Origin of the sequence: Xanthomonas sp. BRIP62418 (assembly GCF_003993495.1) — a bacterium.
GTDB classification, from domain to species: Bacteria; Pseudomonadota; Gammaproteobacteria; order Xanthomonadales; family Xanthomonadaceae; genus Xanthomonas; species Xanthomonas euroxanthea.
Map to the genome: position 1 here is coordinate 59,318 of NZ_QEZG01000035.1, position 16,957 is coordinate 76,274.

The following is a 16,957-nucleotide window of genomic DNA, read 5'->3' on the forward strand; positions in this document are numbered from 1 at the left end:
GCTTTGCTCCGGACTCGGCACGCGGACGTTGTACTGGATCGGTGACGCGGCCTTAGAGCGGCAACCTAGCCAAGGACCACCTGCGTCCCCTCGATGCGTACCGGCACCGCCAGCAGCGATTGACCGCGGCACGGCCCGCTGATGCATTCGCCGCCACTGAGCTCGAACGCCGCGCCGTGTGCCGCGCAGACCAGGTGGCCTTCCTTGGTCTTGAGGAACTGGCCGGGTGCCCAATCCAGCCGCCTGCCGGCATGCGGACAGACGTTCAACCAGGCGCGCACCTGTGCACCATCGCGATACAGCACCAGCGACTCCGCGCCGCCGTCCCACACCGCTTCGACTTCCAGAAATCCGGCATCGGGAATCTGCGCCAGGTCGGCAAGCGTGGTGGGCGATGGCGAAGACATGCGGTCTGCTGTGGGAGAACGGACTGCGATTGTGGCACGCGCCTGCATCGCGCCGACGCCATGCGATGGGCACCACGCATGCGTCTACTGCGCTCACGAATGCGCGTTCCTGCCGACCGGACGCCCTGCTTCTAGCCCACTGGATGTGATGGACTTAACAAAACAGGCCATTGTTTAACGAAGTTTTCACTCAATGACATGAAACCGCAACGATACTGCGGGCCTGTTTCCTGCCCGGCAGCCCACCGCCATGCCTGCACGCCTCTTCCAATTCGGCAACCTCCACCACCTGTTTGCCCCGCGCAAGCCACGTCACCCGCTGGTGCGCGTTGCCGCCGGCCTGGCCGGTCTGGTCATCCTTGCCGTGCTGATCTTCTTCAGCGTGTTCGTGGGCGCGGCGATGATCCTGGGCGGCATCGCCTGGAAGCTGCTGAGCAAGTCGAACCGTCGCACGTCGCAACAGACACGCGTGGTCGAAGCCGAGTACCGCGTGGTGCGCAAGCCCGCGTTGCCGTTGTCGCACTGAAGCACCGCGCCACCGCCATCCGGCGCGGTGGGCATTGAATGCTGATATCACTGCGCGCATGAGCTGACCGGCATGCGCGCTTTCGCCTGCGCCGACGCAGACCGTGATCGCACGCACTGCCGGCCAGGCGGCGCGATGCACTCAACGCGCAGCACGGCGGTTCCGTCATGCACGGCCAAACGGCTAGACTCAGCTGCCCCGTTCCCCAAGGATGCGTGCATGACCCACGATGTGATTCCCGCCGCCGACGTCCCGCGCATTCCGGTGGTTGGTGGCGGCAACTTTCCGGTGCACCGTATCTACTGTGTCGGCCGCAACTTTGCCGATCACGCGCGCGAGATGGGCGCCGCAGCGCCTGCCTCCAGGGCCGAGCGTGGCCAGCCGACCTTTTTCATGAAGCCTGCCGATGCAATCGTGGTCGGCCATGGCGACCACATTCCGTACCCACCCGGCACCAAAGAACTGCACCACGAAGTGGAGCTGGTGGTGGCACTGGGCCGCGATGCGCCGGCCGGCGAGTTGCCGGTGGATCAGGCAGAGGCGCTGATCTATGGCTACGGCGTGGGCCTGGACCTGACCCGACGCGATCTGCAGGCCGCCGCCAAGGCCAAGGGCCTGCCGTGGGACATCGCCAAGGGCTTCGATCACTCCGCGCCGATCAGCGAGCTGGTGCATGCCGGCGAAGTGGGTGCGCTGGAGGCATTGAACCTGTCGCTGGAGGTCAACGGCCAGGTGCGTCAGCAGTCGTTGCTGGACCAGATGATCTGGAACGTGCCGGAAATCCTGCATGAGCTCTCCAAACTCTATGCGTTGCGCGCGGGCGATCTGATCTTCATGGGCACGCCGGCCGGTGTCGGCCCACTGCTGCCGGGCGATCAATTCAGTGCACGTCTGGAAAACGTCGCCGAGCGCCACGGCATCATCGCGGGCTGACACGCCGCCCGCTACGATCACGCCGCGGCAGTTGGTCCGCGACCGCATCTGGAGTGCGCTATGGGAATGGTCAGCGAATTCAAGCAATTCGCGATGCGTGGCAATGTCATCGACCTGGCGGTCGGTGTGGTTATCGGTGCAGCGTTCGGCAAGATCGTCACCGCGCTGGTGGAAAAGATCATCATGCCGCCGATCGGCTGGGCCATCGGCAATGTGGATTTCTCACGCCTGGCCTGGGTGCTCAAGCCTGCCGGCGTCGATGCCACCGGCAAGGAAATTCCGGCGGTGGCCATCGGCTACGGCGATTTCATCAACACCGTCGTGCAGTTCGTGATCATCGCCTTCGCGATCTTCATGGTGGTCAAGTTGATCAACCGCCTGACCCACCGCAAGCCGGACGCCCCCAAGGGCCCGAGCGAAGAAGTGCTGTTGCTGCGCGAGATTCGCGATTCGTTGAAGAACGACACGCTGAAGACACCAGGCGTGCCGTAAGCGGGCACATCCATTGCGCAACGTCGCGCAGGAGGATGACCTTTCGCACGCAGACGGGGGACCTCGCGCTGATAAGCTCGGGGTCCCCCTTGTCGTTGGAGCCGCCCTGCATGCGTCGCCTCGCTGTTGCCATCTCTGCCCTACTCGCTTGCGCACCCGCGCTCGCCGCACAGACCACCATCGCCGATAGCGCACTGCGCACCGCCGCGCAGCTGCGCGCGCAGGCCTTGGCCGACGACACCGGCTTTGCGGTGGTGGAATCGTTGACCACCGAAGTGGGCCCGCGCATCGCCGGTGGCGAGGCCGATCCGCGCGCGGTGGCCTGGGCCAAGGCCAAGTTCCAGTCACTGGGCTTCGACAAGGTGTGGACCGAGCCGGTGCGCTTTCCCAAGTGGCAGCGGCGCAGCGAACAGGCCGCGGTGATCGGTGCGCATGCGCAGCCCCTGCACATCACCGCCCTGGGCGGCAGCCCGGGTGGCACCGTCGAGGGCGAGGTGGTGCGCTTCGACAACCTGGCCGCACTGCAGGCCGCACCGGCCGGCTCGCTGGCCGGCAAGATCGCATTCGTCGATTACCAGATGACCAAGGCGCGCGACGGCAAGGATTACGGCAATGGCGGCGCGGTGCGCAGCAAGGGCCCGTCGGAAGCGATCCGCAAGGGCGCGATCGGCTTCGTGATGCGCTCGGCCGGCACCGACTCGCACCGCGTGCCGCATACCGGCATCACCCGTTTCGACGAAGGCCTGACGCCGGTGCCGGCAGCAGCGTTGTCGGTGCCCGATGCCAACCAGCTCGCGCGCCTGGCCGCGCTGGGCAGCACGCGTGTGCGGCTGGCACTGGATTGCGGCTGGGATGGCACGGCGACTTCGTACAACGTGATCGGCGAAATCACCGGACGCAGCAAGCCCAAGGAAGTGGTGGTGATCGGCGGGCACCTGGATTCCTGGGATCTGGGCACCGGCGCGATCGACGATGGCGCCGGCGTGGCGATCACCATGGCCGCGGGCCACCTGATCGGCCAGCTCAAGCAGGCGCCCAAGCGCACGATTCGCGTGGTGGCCTTCGCCAACGAGGAGCAGGGCCTGTACGGCGGCAAGGCGTATGCGGCCGCGCATGGCAAGGATGCCAAGGACATGGCGCTGCATCAGATCGGCGCAGAGAGCGACTTCGGGGCCGGGCGCATCTATGCGTTCAACACCGGCTCGGCCGCACCGGAAGACTCGCGCGCCGCGACCAGGCAGATCGCCGAGGTGCTCGCGCCGTTGGGCATCGCATATGCGCCGGACAAGGGCGGCCCCGGCCCGGATGTCGGGCCGATCTCCGCCAAGGGCGGCGCATGGGCATGGCTGGCGCAGGACGGCACCGACTACTTCGACCTGCACCACACCGCCGACGACACCCTGGACAAGATCGACCCCAAGGCGCTGGCGCAGAACGTGGCGGCCTACACGGTATTTGCATACCTGGCAGCCGAGGCCGATGGCGATTTCGGCAGTCGCGCGAAAAGCGTGCAACCGCCGAGCGAATAACTGCGACGGAAGGCGTCGCAGGCGCCCTTGTTGAGGGCGAGCGGCACGGATGACGCGCACGCGGCGCGTCGTCCGTGCCGATACCACCATCGACAGCGAATGCCAGCGGCCAGGCACGTCGCGGTACTGCAGGCCTCGAGCGTACCTGCTGCCCTTTTCGCCTCCACTCCAGGACGAGCACCCACAATGGCGGCCAAGCGCCAACGCAGTGCCAACAACGCAGCAACCTTGCTGGATGTCGCCAAGCACGCCGGCGTCTCGCCGATGACGGCCTCGCGCGTCATCAACCGTCACCCGCATGTCGGCGAGGACATGCGCGTGCGCGTGGAAGCCTCGGTGCAGGCATTGGGGTACCGGCCCAATCTGGCAGGCCGTTCGTTGCGCACCAGCGGCCTGTTGCGCATCGGCGTGCTGTACAGCAATCCCAGCGCGGCCTACCTCAATCAATTCATGCTCGGCCTGCTCGAGCAAAGCAGCCTCAATGGCAGCCAGGTGCTGGTGGAAAAATGCGGTGCCATCCGCAGCCAGCGTGCCGCCACCGAACGCTTGCTGGCAGCCGGCGTGGACGGCGTGATCCTGCCGCCCCCGTTATGCGATTCGCGCCAGACCATCGCCGAACTCGATGCACGCGGCATCCCGGTCGTGGCGGTGGCGAGCGGCGCACCGATGGCGCAGATCAGCTCGGTGCGCATCGACGATTACCAGGCCGCGCGCGCCATCGTCGACCACCTGATTGAACTGGGCCATCGCCGCATCGCATTGATCAAGGGCGACCCCAAGCACACGCCAAGCGCGTTGCGTGCCAATGGCTATCTCGACAGCCTGCAGGCCGCTGGCCTGCCCGTGGCCGAGGAATTGATGGCAGAGGGTCTGTTCACCTATCACTCCGGCCTGCTCGCCGCGCGCAGCCTGCTCGCACAGGCGCAACCGCCCACCGCCATCTTCTGCAGCAACGACGATATGGCGGCTGCGGCCGTTGCGGTCGCACACGGCCTGGGCTTGCGCGTACCCGAGGATGTCTCGGTCGCCGGCTTCGACGACACCCCGGTGGCCACCACCATCTGGCCCGAGCTCACCACCGTGCATCAACCGGTCACCGCGATGGGCCGCGCCGCGGTGTCGCTGCTGGCCGATGCGATCCGCCAGCGACGCAAGGGCGATCCCGCGCAGGGCGTGCACCAGGTGATGAAGTACACCGTGGTCAAGCGCGGCTCGACGGCCGGGCCGCCGGCGCGGTAAGCGCTGCATCGATCGGCATCGGGTAACGCCTGCGCCATCACACACAAAAAACGGCCACATCGCTTCCCGACGATGCGGCCGAATGGGAGGGTGCCTGACGTTGCCGTCAGGCGTACTGCAGCGCCGCAATCAACGGCGACGGGAAGAAAGCGCAATGACCGCCTGGAGAGTGACAACAGCGAAACATGTGCGACACGGCGCGGGGGTGCGCCATGTCGCACAACGCACAGCCGGATCAGAAGCGCAGACGCAGGCCGGCGTAGTAACGACGCTCGAAGATGTTCTGGTCGTAGTAGTGGTTGGTCCACTGCGCGTAGCGCCGCTCGCTTTCGCCGGTCAGGTTGGTTGCCTGGGCGTACAGGGTCAGGTGGTCGTTGACGTCGTAGCTGAAGGACGCATCGAGATAGCCAACGTCGTCGTTCCAGATCGCCAGCTCGTCGCCCCACGCACCGCTGTTGACCTGGCTGAAGCGCTTGCTGCGCCAGTTGTAGGCCACGCGTGCCTGCAACTTGTCCTTCTGGTACCACAGCACCGCGTTGGCCTGGTGCTTGGAATTGTCGCCGATCGGCAACGTATTGCCTTGGATATCGGTGTTGTCGGTGTCGGCATCGGAGAAGGTGTAGTTGATGTTGGTACCGAAGCCACTCAACCAGCCGGGCAGGAAGTCGAAGGCCTGTTGATAGCCGACTTCAAAGCCCTTGATCTTGCCGCCGCCGCCATTGACGATGCGCTCCACAGGGCCGCCCAGCCGCGCCACGCCATCGGCGTCGGGCAACAGTTCGATGTTGGTCACCGTGGTGGGGAACGACTTCACGTCGATCAGGAACGCACCCACGCTGACCAGCGACGCATCGGAGAAATACCATTCCCACGAGGCGTTGTAGTTGGTGGCGCGATACGGATCGAGATCCGGGTTACCGGAGCGGCCATTGAGGAACAGCACCGCGTCCGAGGGCAACGCAGGGTTGCGCGGCGGCGTGCCATTGACCGCGTAGAAGCTCACCAACCCGCGCCCGAGATCGGGCAGGTCCTGGCGCGCCACCGCCTTGTTGTAGGCAAAGCGCAGCTTCTGCGCGTCGGTGATGTCCAGCGACAGGTTGGCGGTGGGCAGCACGTCGGTGTACTGACGGTTCAGGCGATTGGTGCCGATCGCCGGGCTGACGCCATTCCATTCGACGTTGCCGATGAACACGTTGCCGCTGCTCAGGTACTGATCGATCGCCAGCTTGGTCTGCACGATGCGCGCGCCGATGTTGGCCGTCCACGGCACCGCGCTGCCGGTGCCGCCTTCCAGGTTCGCCAGGAAGTACGCCGCGGTGCTCTTTTCGGTGACCTTGTAGGAATCGGCGGCCTGCTGGTAGGCCACGTTGCCCGGGTACAGGCTGTTGAGGTAGCCCACCGGGTCCTTCATGACCTGCGGGTTGATCGCCGGCAGCCCCTGGCTGCCCAGGCCGGTGACCCTGAGCGGATCGAAGTCGTTGAAGTAGGCCCAGTAACCGGGGATCGAATTGAACGGCAGCAGGCGCGCCTCGGAGACACCGCTGCAGGTATCCACGATCAGCGGATCCTTGAAGTAGTACAGCGAGCGGTTCGGGTCGGTGCAGCTGGTGGACACCGGCGACAAGTAGCGATAGGTGTCCAGCTTGACCTCGCGCTCGCCATAGCGGATGCCGAACTGGAAGCCGCGCACCACGCCCTCATCAAACTCGAAGGTGCCGTCGGCGCGGAACGCGTCCATCGTCGCTTCGATCTTGTTGCCCTGCGCCCAGGTCGACATCAGCTGCCAGTTGTCCGGGTTGGACACGTCGGTACCGAGGTTGACTGCCGGATAGGTGCCGCGGAAATCCACCGAGGCATCCACCGTCGGCAGTCCGTTGGCATTGGCCCATTGCGTGACGCCGCCGGCGCGCGTGATCTGGTCGCCGCGTGTCACCACCGCATCGGCGCGCGCTTCGTCGTAGGTACGCTGCGCATCGCCATGCACCCAACGGAACGAGGCACGGAACGGACCGCCGTCGTCGAAGCGCAGCTCCAGGTTGGTGTTGAGCGAATCCGAATCGGCCACGCCGGCCATCGAATGCGCCTGGAAGCGGTTGTAGCGGAACTGGCCGTATTCCAGCACGCCATTGGAATCGACCACCGATCCGGGCTGCAACTGGTTGGTGGCCCAGCCGGTGTGCAGCTGTGCGGCCACCGAGGTGTCCTGGTCTTCGAGCTTGGTATAGGCCGCATCGGCCAGCACCGTCCACGAATCGTTGATGTTGAACTGGAACGAGCCGTTGACGCCGGTGCGCTGGCGGTCGGTGCTGCGGTTATCCAGCTCGGTGGCGACCCAGTTGTAGAAATAGTCGCGTGGCAGGTTGGACGGATCGGTATTGCTGCCGATGCGGCCATCGCCGTTGAAATCGAAGCCCACGTTCTGCTCGGTGGATTTCTGCGCGCCGTTGGAATACACGCTGGGGTGCTTGTTTTCCAGCGTGGCATCGGAGTACGACACCGCCAGCAACGCGCCCCAGCGCTCGGTGCGGAAACTGGCCAGGCCCGAGTACAGCTCGTTGAGTTCCTGCACGCGGTCGCCGTAGGAACCTTCGGCCTGGCCGCTGAAGGTCCAGCCTTCGGGCAGGTCGAACGGGCGCCGTGTCTTCAGCGACACCGTGCCGCTGATGCCGCCATCCAGGTCCGCGGCGGTCGGCGACTTGATCACGTCCACGCCGCTGAACAGCGTCGGCGGAATGTCGACGAAGTCCGGCTGCGCACGTCCGATGTTGGGTTGGCCGAACTGATCGCCGCCACCGGCGCTCAGGTACAACTCGCCATTCATCGTGGTCTGCACCTGCGGCATGCCGCGGATATTGAGCTGCGAGCCCTCGCCGGCCGAGCGCCGGATCTGCACGCCGGGCACGCGCTGCAGCGAATCGGTGATGGTGACGTCGGGCAGCTTGCCGATGTCTTCTGCAGAGATCGAGTCGATGATCTGCGCGGCGGTGCGCTTGTTCTCGATGGCCTCGGCCTGCGCGCCGCGCACGCCCTTGACCATGACCTTGTCCAGCTCGGTGACGCCGGCCGTACTGCCGGCTTCCTGCGCTGCGGCAGTTGCCGCGACCAGTGTGAGTGCAGCCGCCAGCGCGGCGGCCAGCGGGGTGTGACGCGTACTGCGATGCAACTTGTTCATGGTCCCCTCCCAGGGATGACGACAATCCACGACCGTTTCGAATGGCATTGCAGCAACGGCAATGCGGTATTGGCTGACGCGCAATCGGCGCGGCAGTGCGAACGCCGTGCAGGGGCACGGCGTGGCAACTCGTCGGCGCCGTTACGGAAGTCCGTTGGCAACGCCTGTTGATGGCTCGACATTCCAGCCGCGCACCTGCAGCGTGGCGTTGCGCAGGCTCGCCGCGGACGGGCCGCGGATCTCGACCTCGCGCTGCTCGCCCGGCACCAGGCTGAGATAGTTGTCGCTGTAGTAGGCCGGCAGGATGCGTTGGCCCTGCGCGTCCACCAGGGTCAGCTTGGTATTGAGCGCCACCTGCTGCGAGGCATTGCGCACGGTGGCGCGCAGCACCGGCTCGGCCCCCTCCTGCAGCTGCGTGCTGAGCTGCACCGGCACTGCCGCCAGCGCATCCAGGCCACGCATGGCCGCCGCATCGCGCGCCACCCAGTAGAAATTGCGCGAACGCACGACCGCATCGCGATCGAGCAATTGCAGCCGCACAAACCCCAGCCCGTTGGTGTCCTTGAGCAACGGCGCCAGTTGCAGCACCGGTGCCGAGACCGCAACGGGCGCGGCGTCCACGGCCTGTTCGCGCTGCTGCAGCAATGCGCCATTGCTGCTGTAGACCTCTGCACGCACACGCAGGCCACGTACCGGGTCGCTGGCATTGTTGACCACCACCACCTCGTGGCCGGGCAGGTTCATCTGCACATGCAGCATCTCCGCCGCATTGCGCACGCCGTAGTAGGCCGCGTGGGTGTCGTAGTCGTGGCTGTAGATCTGCCACATGTTGCTGGGCCAGGCCGGATGGCTCATCCACAGCAGGCGCCCGCTGTTCTTGGTCCACAGCTGCGCGTTGAAGCCTTCGAAGATGGCGCGATGGGTGTCGTAGTTGAGCAACTGCGCCTTGCGCTCAAAATCTTCCAGGCTGGTGGGCGCACCCAGCTTGTCGGTGAGCGAACGCATGAAGCTGGCGGTGTCGCCGTTACCGGACTGGTGCCAGTCGTGATAGGCCCAGGCATCGCTGATCGGCCACTGGTCCTGCGCCGCCGGGACGGAGGCCTTGAACGACTCCAGGGTGGAGAACGAGGGCGTGCCCACTTCCACCGAAAAGCCCTGTGCCAGGGCGTTGAAGTACCCCACCGGCTCGCGGTAGTTGTACGGGCCGCTGCCCTGCAGATTGACCTGGTTGGAACTGCCGGTGTACCAGCGCGTGCCATCGAGCTCGGCCACCAGCGCATCCAGCCCTTCGTTGAGGATGGGTGCGGGCACGCCCTCGTTGCGGCCGAACCACAGCACGATGGAGGGATGGTTGCGGAAGCGCTTGATCACCTCGGCGGCATTGTCCAGGAACAGCGCCGCATCGGCCGGTTCCATGTTGTAGTTCTGGGTGGACTGCCAGAAGTCGTTGAGCACCAGCATGCCGTATTCGTCGGCCAGCTCGAAGAAGCTGGCTTCGGTGTTCTGCCCCACCCAGTTACGCACCACGTTGAAATGCGCATCGCGCTGCAGGCGGAAGTACGGCTCCAGCCGCTCGCGCGAGACACGCTTGCGCCAGTCGTCCATGCCCCAGTTGCCGCCCTTGACGGCAATGCGCACGCCATTGATGCGGATGGCCAGGTACGGCGCCAGCGCGTCATCGCTCAGCGGCGTGACTGCCGGCGATGCCTGCGCGCCGGGATAGAACGATTGCGCATCGCCGCCGGGCACGGGGCGGATCGCACTGTGGCGGGCATCGACGATGCGTTCGCCACGCTGACGTGCCTTGTTGAAATCCACCAGCACGCGGCGCAGCGCACCGTCCTGGTCGAACAGCGACAGCTCGTAGCCGACCTCGCGAATGCCGAAGCGCAGCTGCTGCGTGTCCGATGGCGTACCGGCCACCTCGACGCTGGCCTGCAAGGTATATAACGCAGGCTCGCCATAACCGTTGGGCCACCACAGGCGCGGATTGGCGATCACCAGTTCCGGCGTATCGGCGGCGCTGAGCGTGAGCGTGGTACCACCGGCCGGCACGTTGACCTGCCGCTGGATGCGCACATCGCCGATGGCCAGTTGCAGGGTGCCCTGCACCCCCGCGGCACTGTCGTTGCGCAATGGCACGCTGATTTCAAGCTCGGCACGCCGGTGATCCGGGGCCAGCCGCGTCGTCACCACCCGGGTGTCGCCGAGCGCCAGCGGCCCGGTGGCGTGCAACTGCACGTCCTGCCACAGCCCGGCGTTGCGATCGCGCACCGCCGGAATCCAGTCCCAGCCTTCGCTGGCGATGAAGGTCGGCCCGTCCAGTGCCTGCACACCGCCGTTCTCGCCCACGCCCGCGGTCATCGACTGCTCATGCGCGATGCCCGGATGCGGCGGCGGCGAGACGCGCACGGCAATGATGTTGCGGCCAGCCTTGAGCTGCTTGCTGACATCGAAGCGGCCGCGTGCGAACGCACCGCGCGTACGCCCGACCTGGGTGCCGTTGACCCAGACCTCGCCCGCGTAGTTGATGCCGTTGAACAGCAGTTCCAGCCGCTTGCCCTGCGCTGCAGCGGGCAGATCGAAACGGCTGCGGTACCACCAGTCCTGCCGGCTCAGCGATTCGGGAATGGCCATGTTGTTGAGACCGATATCCGGGTCCGGATACACGCCCCGATCGACCAGCGTGGTGAGCACGGTGCCCGGTACGGTGGCCACGCGCCAGGCCGCAGCGCCGCCGCTGTCATCACCGCGCGACAGGCTGGCGCCGGTGGCCTGCCCAAGCTCCGGCGCCGCAGCCAGTTCCCACGCGCCGACCCGCCATGCCGCTGCATCCAGCGGCTGCAACGCGGGCGTCGGCTGTACCGGCTTGGCGACCGGCGCAGAGAAGGCCGCCGCGCTGCGCGGCAGCGTTGCGGGCGGCTGCGGTGCGACCTGGCCAGCCATCTGCCTGACCTGGACCTGCCAGGCCGGCGAGGCGTCTTCGAAACGCTGCAAGGCCGGGTCCGGCGCCTTGGCCGCAAGCTGCGCGATGGCCGGCGCATCCAGTGCAGCGGAGTGCGCAAGGAAACCGGCGATCTCGCCACCCAAGTGCTGCGTATAGACGGCGGGCTGCTCGCGTGGACCGAACATCAGCACGGGCGCGACCGCGCCCTGGCGGACCGCACCGCTGGCGACCTGGCGGCCATTGGCGTACAGCGCCAACCGCCCGCCCTGCGCCACCGCAGCCACCTGCGTCCAGGCCCCCGCAGGCAGCGCCTGCTTGCTGCGCAGCACAGTATCGGCACCCTGCACGAAGGCGAGCCGGCCGTTGTCGATCGCGAAATAACGCCCGGCCGACTTCGGATCGCCCATCCCGGCGATCAATGCCGGGCCGGCAGTCGCACGCGAGGGACGCACCCAGCCGGACATGCTCCAGTCTGCGTCGGCAGCCAGCCATGGCGCATCGGCGGCAAGCTTCTTTGCCAGCCCCATCCCGCCCGCCAGCACGCGGACATCGTATGGACCGGGCGACTGCACATCGGCGGGCGCAGCCTCCACTGCAGCCCAGGCCATGCAACCACACAACACCCACAGCGCTCCACGGCGGAACGCCTTGCGAACCAATAGCATTAGAGGCCTCTCCCAAGCTCTACTGCCAAGCAACGGTGCACACCGCGGCGACGCAACCGCCAAAGCAACCCATCGTCGCCTTGCCGTTTGCATCTCCCGTGATGCCGCCCGTGGCTGCCGCCCCTGTTTCAGCGGCCATGGTGCGAGGTAACGTTACCCCAAGGTGGATATCGACGACAACCGTTCTGCGTTAGGGTTGGCGCTCCCAGGAGGAGGGACTCATGCGAAACCTGATCCAGTCGGCATTACCGGCGGCGTGCGTACTGCTGTCTTCGATCGCGCTACCTGCAGCTGCGCAGCGTTTGCAGGTGCAATCGCCGGACGCACGTACGCAGGTGGAATTCACCCTGCGCGAGGGTGGCGTGCCAAGCTATCGCGTGCTGTATCGCAACAATGTCGTACTCGACGACGCGCCGCTCGGACTGGACCTGGGCCGCGCCAACATCCTCGGCAAGGCGATGACGCTGCAGGGCAGCACGACCGAAACGCATGATGGCCGGTTCGACTTGGCCGTGGGCAAGACGCGTCAGGCGCGCGATCACTACCGCCAGTTGCGCGTGCAGTTGTCAGACCCCAGACAGCGACGCCTGACGGTGGAATTGCGTGCCTACGACGACGGCGTTGCGCTGCGCTACGTGCTGCCCGACGCCGGTGAGGTGCGGATTCGCAATGAGCTCACCGGCTTCGCCTTTCCCAGCGATTACCCATGCTGGACCTTGAACCTGGGGCGCTTTGGAACCAGCCACGAGGGCGAATACGATGCGATCGCCGCATCCAGATTGCGCCCGCACCATCTGCTGGAACTGCCGCTGGTCTGCCAGACCGATGCCGGCGGCACCACGCTGGCGATTGCCGAGGCCAACCTGCGCGATTATGCCGGCCTGTATCTCACCGGCCGCGAGGATGGCAGCCTGGGCGTCGCGGCGAAATTATCGCCACGCCTGGACGACCCCACGCTGGCGGTCAGCGTCGATGCCAACGGCCAGGACTTCGCCACGCCCTGGCGGGTGATCATGCTGGGCGACAGCCCGGCCAGCCTGATCGAATCCAACCTGATTTCTGCGCTCAACCCGCCGCCCGCCTTCGATGCGAGCTGGGTGCGCGCGGGCAAATCGGCATGGGACTGGTGGTCGGGCAGTCTGGCCAGCGGGGTGGCCACTCCGGGCATGAATACCGCCACGATCGAGCGCTATATCGATCACGCGCAGCAATTGAAGCTGCAGTACATGTTGATCGACGACGGCTGGTATGTCGGCAGCACCGGCGATGGCCAGTACAACGTCGATGCCGATATCCGCCGGCCGGTGGAGCAGCTCGACCTGCCGGGCCTGGTGGCCTACGCACGGCAGCGTGATGTCGGGCTGTGGCTATGGGCGCATTGGCGCGCGCTCGATGCGCACATGGACGAAGCACTCGCCTGGTATCAGCAGCTCGGCATCAAGGGTATCAAGGTCGACTTCATGGACCGCGACGACCAGCAGATGGTGGACTTCTACCATCGCCTGCTAGGCAAGGCTGCCGAACACAAACTGCTGGTGGACCTGCATGGCGCCTATCACCCGACCGGCCTGACCCGCACCTACCCCAATTACCTCACGCAGGAAGGCGTGCTCGGCGCCGAATACAACAAGTGGACCACGCGCATCACCGCAACCCACAACCTCACGCTGCCATTCACGCGCATGTTGCTCGGCCCGATGGACTACACCCCGGGCGGCTTTCGCAATGTGCGCCCGGCCGAATTCACGATGCAGCACATCGCGCCGCAGGTGATGACCACCCGCGCGCAGCAACTGGCGATGTATGTGGTCTACGAAAGCCCATTCGCGGTGGTCGCCGACAGCCCGGAGCAGTACGAAAACGTGCCGGCCGCGCAGTTCCTGCGCGATGTGCCGGCAAGCTGGGATGAGACACGCGCACTCGACGGCGCCATCGGCGAGCACATCGCATTGGCGCGGCGCAGCGGCAAGGACTGGTACGTGGGCGCGATGACCAACGAGCAGGCGCGCACGCTGACGGTGCCGTTGGCGTTCCTGGGCAAGGGCCGCTGGACCGCCACCATCTACGCCGATGGCCAGGCCCCGACGGACGTACGCATCGACACGCGCCAGCTCACCTCTACCGACAGCCTGCAGCTGCCATTGGCTGCAAACGGCGGGGCTGCCGTGCGACTGCAGAAAAAGTAAGAACAGCCATGCTGATCGCCCAGGCAAGCGGATGCCACCCGGTCGCGGCGTCGGTGACGCATGGGTACTCCATCCCGTGCAGCGGCTGTCGTCGGTGAGCGTGGCGCAGCCGTGCTGCCATACGTTGGCGATGGCCGGTTACGGGTATCCGTATGCATTGACTCCGGCGTCACCTGCACCGGCCTGTCGGCGAAATTGCGCGACGGCGGTTTCTACTTCTGCGGGCCGGGCAGCGCACGTTGAGCTGAGTTGAGTTGGCTTGAGTCGATCGCGCGCACCGTTTCGGTGCGCGCGATCGATTACGGCAGGTCCACGCCTGCGCACACGTCCAGGCGCGCGTCCTTGAGCGGGTGCACGCCACTGGCGTCGAACTGCAACGCCGCATGCCCGGGTGCGAACGCAGGCCAGGCCGGCAAGCCCGTGGCATTCGGATTGCCACGCTGCACGAACGCGGCCCAATAGCGTTGCAGGCTCACCGGCGGCTGGCCGATCGGCAGGTCCTTGAACAGGAACGGCAGCTCGGCGCTGTGCGTCACCTGCCCGCCCGGTGCGGCGGTATCGAACACGTAATGCCACACCGGCACGCCGAGTGCAGCCTGATGCTGGGCGACGGTTACCGCCGGGCAGCGGAAGGTCAGGTCGGTGGACAGCTGCATCGCCGCATCGCCCTGACGCGCGGCACGCAGCGCGGCCTGCGTGCGCTGCGCCTGCAGCACCGCATCGGCCTGCGCCGGATAGTCGCGGCGCAACCGCGCCTGCGCGCCCTGTTTGCCGCCGTACTCCAGCTCCTGCACCACGTAGCCGATCAACAGCGGCACCTTGGCCTGTGCCCCTTCGGCCAGCAACGCGACCGGCGCACGTGGCAGCACGCGTCCATCGACGACCGCCTGCAGCCAGATGTAGCCATCGTCATCCAGTGCCGACACGTCGACGCCCTGCCCGGCCTTGATCACCTGCTCCACCGGCAACGCGCGCAACTGCTCCAGGCGTGTCGCAGCATCGTCGATGCCTGCGCGCCTGGCGATTTCCACACCCAGCGCGCGATTGTCCTCCAGCGAACGCGCCGGCAAACCGAAGCCGGCGGTGCCGCTCTGCTCGATCGCCGCCGAGAACAGCCCGCGTGCCAGCGGGCTGAGCATCAGCAAGCCCACGTCCTGGCCGCCGGCCGACTGCCCGGCGATGGTCACCCGCGCAGGATCGCCACCAAACTGCGCGATGTTGTCGCGCACCCACTGCAGTGCGGCGATCTGATCGAGCAAGGCGTAGTTGCCGGCGGCTTGGTTGTCGCCATCGCGCAGCTCCGGCAGCGACAGGAAGCCGAGCGCGCCGAGCCGGTACTGCAGCGTCACCACCAGCATGCCCTGCGCGGCCAGGTTGGTCGGCAGGTGGCCATCGGCGCCGCCGGCCACATTGGCGCCGCCATGAATCCACACGAACACCGGCAGCGGCTTGGCCGGCTGCAGCGCTGGCGTCTGCACCTCGACGTACAGACAGTCTTCGCTGCCGCGCCTGGCCATTGCATTGTTCCAGCCCAGCGCCGGTTGCACGCAGGGGGTGGCGGCCTGGGTGGCATCGCGCACCTCCGACCAGGCCGCAGCCGGTTGCGGCGGCTGCCAGCGCAACGCGCCCAGCGGCGGGGCGGCAAACGGAATCGCGCGAAACACCGCACTGCCGTCGTCCTGCCACTGCCCGCGCACCACACCGTGATCGGTGCGCACCTGAGGCGGTGCGGCAGGCGTGGACGCGGCTTCAGCATTCGCGCCAGCGCTCGCTGCGCAGGCAGCGGCAAGCAGCCAGGCAGACAGGCGCATCACGGCGTTCCGCCCAGTGCACGGGCACGCCAGGCGGCCTGGAACACCGCGGTGGCCGAGGCCACGTTGAGGCTTTCGACCTTGCCGCTGCCGCGGATCGACAACTGCAGGTCGCAATCGCGCGCGAACTGGCGGTCCATGCCCTCGCTCTCGGCGCCCATCACATACACCAGCCGCTGCGGTAGCGCAGCGGCGAACACGTCCTGGCCGCCTTCCACCAGCGTGGCGGCCACCGCAAAACCGGCCTGGCGCAGCTGCGCCATCGCCGTTGCCGTCTCGGGCAGCTGCACCAGCGGCACCGCTTCGGCGCCACCTTCGGCCACGCGCGCGGCTGCACCGGACAGCCCCAGCGTGGCGCCGGCAGGCAGCAGCAGGCCGGCCACCCCGAAGTGTGCGGACGAACGCAAAATCGCGCCGAAGTTGTGCGGGTTGCCCACCCCATCCAGCCACAGTGCCAGCACCGGCCCGGCCGGCAACGCGGCCAGCCAGTCCTGCAACGGCTGCGGGGCGACGCGCAGCACATCGGCCACCACGCCTTCGTGGTGCGTGCTGGCGGCGAGCTTGCTGAGATCGGCCTCCTCGACCACGCGGTAACCGATGCGCTGGGCCACGCACCAGGCCAGCAAGGCCTTGAACTGCGGGATGCGCGCCTGGCTCAGATACAACTTGCGCACCGCCTGCGGGCGCGCCTTGAAGACGGCCTGCACGGCATTGATGCCATACAGCCGCAGTTCGCGCGCATTGCCGCCGGACGACGAAGCCGCGGACTGCGGGGCAGTAAGTGGGTCAGCCGTTGGCGCCTGCTGTGCCGGCGGGCGCGCTGCCGGTGCGCGCGGCGCGGCCCGGCCCCAGGGATTGTGCGAGGCGCCGGAACTGCCGCCATCGCGCGGCGGGCGTGCGCCCCGTCCATCATGCTGTGTCATCGTCGTGTCCAAGGTTCGTGTTGCTTGCCGGGTCTGCAGGGACCGTCTCGCCCCTTTCCGCCACCAGCGGTGTTCGTCATCCTGCACGCCGGCATCGCCGGCGGTGCAGACGCATTGGCGACGATGG

At 66.8% G+C, this 16,957-nt stretch carries 11 protein-coding genes; 6 read left to right on the forward strand and 5 right to left on the reverse strand.

Going from position 1 to position 16,957, the window contains the following annotated elements; all coding sequences use genetic code 11:
* Positions 1-65 precede the first annotated feature (65 nt).
* The gene (locus EO174_RS10095; RefSeq protein WP_104583667.1) at positions 66-407 is read right to left on the reverse strand and encodes a Rieske (2Fe-2S) protein; all 342 of its coding nucleotides are present in this window, start codon (positions 405-407) and stop codon (positions 66-68) included.
* Positions 408-657: 250 nt separating this feature from the next.
* Between EO174_RS10095 and EO174_RS10100 the strand changes: the two genes are divergently transcribed.
* The 5 genes from EO174_RS10100 (at position 658) to EO174_RS10120 (ending at position 5,126) form a co-directional block, all read left to right on the forward strand.
* Positions 658-933 (forward strand): hypothetical protein, encoded by a 276-nt coding sequence (locus EO174_RS10100; protein WP_126944225.1) that lies wholly within the window; start codon positions 658-660, stop codon positions 931-933.
* A gap of 219 nt (positions 934-1,152) precedes the next feature.
* Positions 1,153-1,866 (forward strand): fumarylacetoacetate hydrolase family protein, encoded by a 714-nt coding sequence (locus tag EO174_RS10105; RefSeq protein WP_126944228.1) that lies wholly within the window; start codon positions 1,153-1,155, stop codon positions 1,864-1,866.
* Between the two features lie 60 nt (positions 1,867-1,926).
* Positions 1,927-2,358, forward strand: coding sequence for a large-conductance mechanosensitive channel protein MscL (gene mscL / locus EO174_RS10110; protein WP_024940317.1), 432 nt, complete (start codon positions 1,927-1,929; stop codon positions 2,356-2,358).
* 110 nt (positions 2,359-2,468) lie between these two features.
* The gene (locus EO174_RS10115; protein ID WP_126944231.1) at positions 2,469-3,887 is read left to right on the forward strand and encodes a M28 family peptidase; all 1,419 of its coding nucleotides are present in this window, start codon (positions 2,469-2,471) and stop codon (positions 3,885-3,887) included.
* A 186-nt stretch (positions 3,888-4,073) separates the two neighbouring features.
* The gene (locus EO174_RS10120) at positions 4,074-5,126 is read left to right on the forward strand and encodes a LacI family DNA-binding transcriptional regulator (RefSeq protein WP_126944234.1); all 1,053 of its coding nucleotides are present in this window, start codon (positions 4,074-4,076) and stop codon (positions 5,124-5,126) included.
* Positions 5,127-5,361: 235 nt separating this feature from the next.
* Here EO174_RS10120 and EO174_RS10125 read toward each other — a convergent pair whose 3' ends face one another.
* Both EO174_RS10125 and EO174_RS10130 read right to left on the reverse strand, forming a co-directional pair.
* Positions 5,362-8,298: a TonB-dependent receptor gene (locus tag EO174_RS10125; RefSeq protein ID WP_126944236.1), complete on the reverse strand. Its 2,937-nt coding sequence runs from the start codon at positions 8,296-8,298 to the stop codon at positions 5,362-5,364.
* A 141-nt stretch (positions 8,299-8,439) separates the two neighbouring features.
* The gene (locus EO174_RS10130; protein ID WP_126944239.1) at positions 8,440-11,910 is read right to left on the reverse strand and encodes a LamG-like jellyroll fold domain-containing protein; all 3,471 of its coding nucleotides are present in this window, start codon (positions 11,908-11,910) and stop codon (positions 8,440-8,442) included.
* Between the two features lie 221 nt (positions 11,911-12,131).
* Here EO174_RS10130 and EO174_RS10135 point away from each other — a divergent pair, with 221 nt between their 5' ends.
* Positions 12,132-14,096 (forward strand): glycoside hydrolase family 97 protein, encoded by a 1,965-nt coding sequence (locus EO174_RS10135; RefSeq protein ID WP_126944242.1) that lies wholly within the window; start codon positions 12,132-12,134, stop codon positions 14,094-14,096.
* A gap of 299 nt (positions 14,097-14,395) precedes the next feature.
* Here EO174_RS10135 and EO174_RS10145 read toward each other — a convergent pair whose 3' ends face one another.
* Complete coding sequence (locus EO174_RS10145; RefSeq protein ID WP_126944245.1) at positions 14,396-15,907, reverse strand: carboxylesterase family protein; 1,512 nt, start codon at positions 15,905-15,907, stop codon at positions 14,396-14,398.
* Positions 15,907-16,830 (reverse strand): TrmH family RNA methyltransferase, encoded by a 924-nt coding sequence (locus EO174_RS10150; protein ID WP_126944248.1) that lies wholly within the window; start codon positions 16,828-16,830, stop codon positions 15,907-15,909. The genes EO174_RS10145 and EO174_RS10150 overlap by 1 nt, the downstream gene beginning before the upstream one ends.
* Positions 16,831-16,957 lie beyond the last annotated feature (127 nt).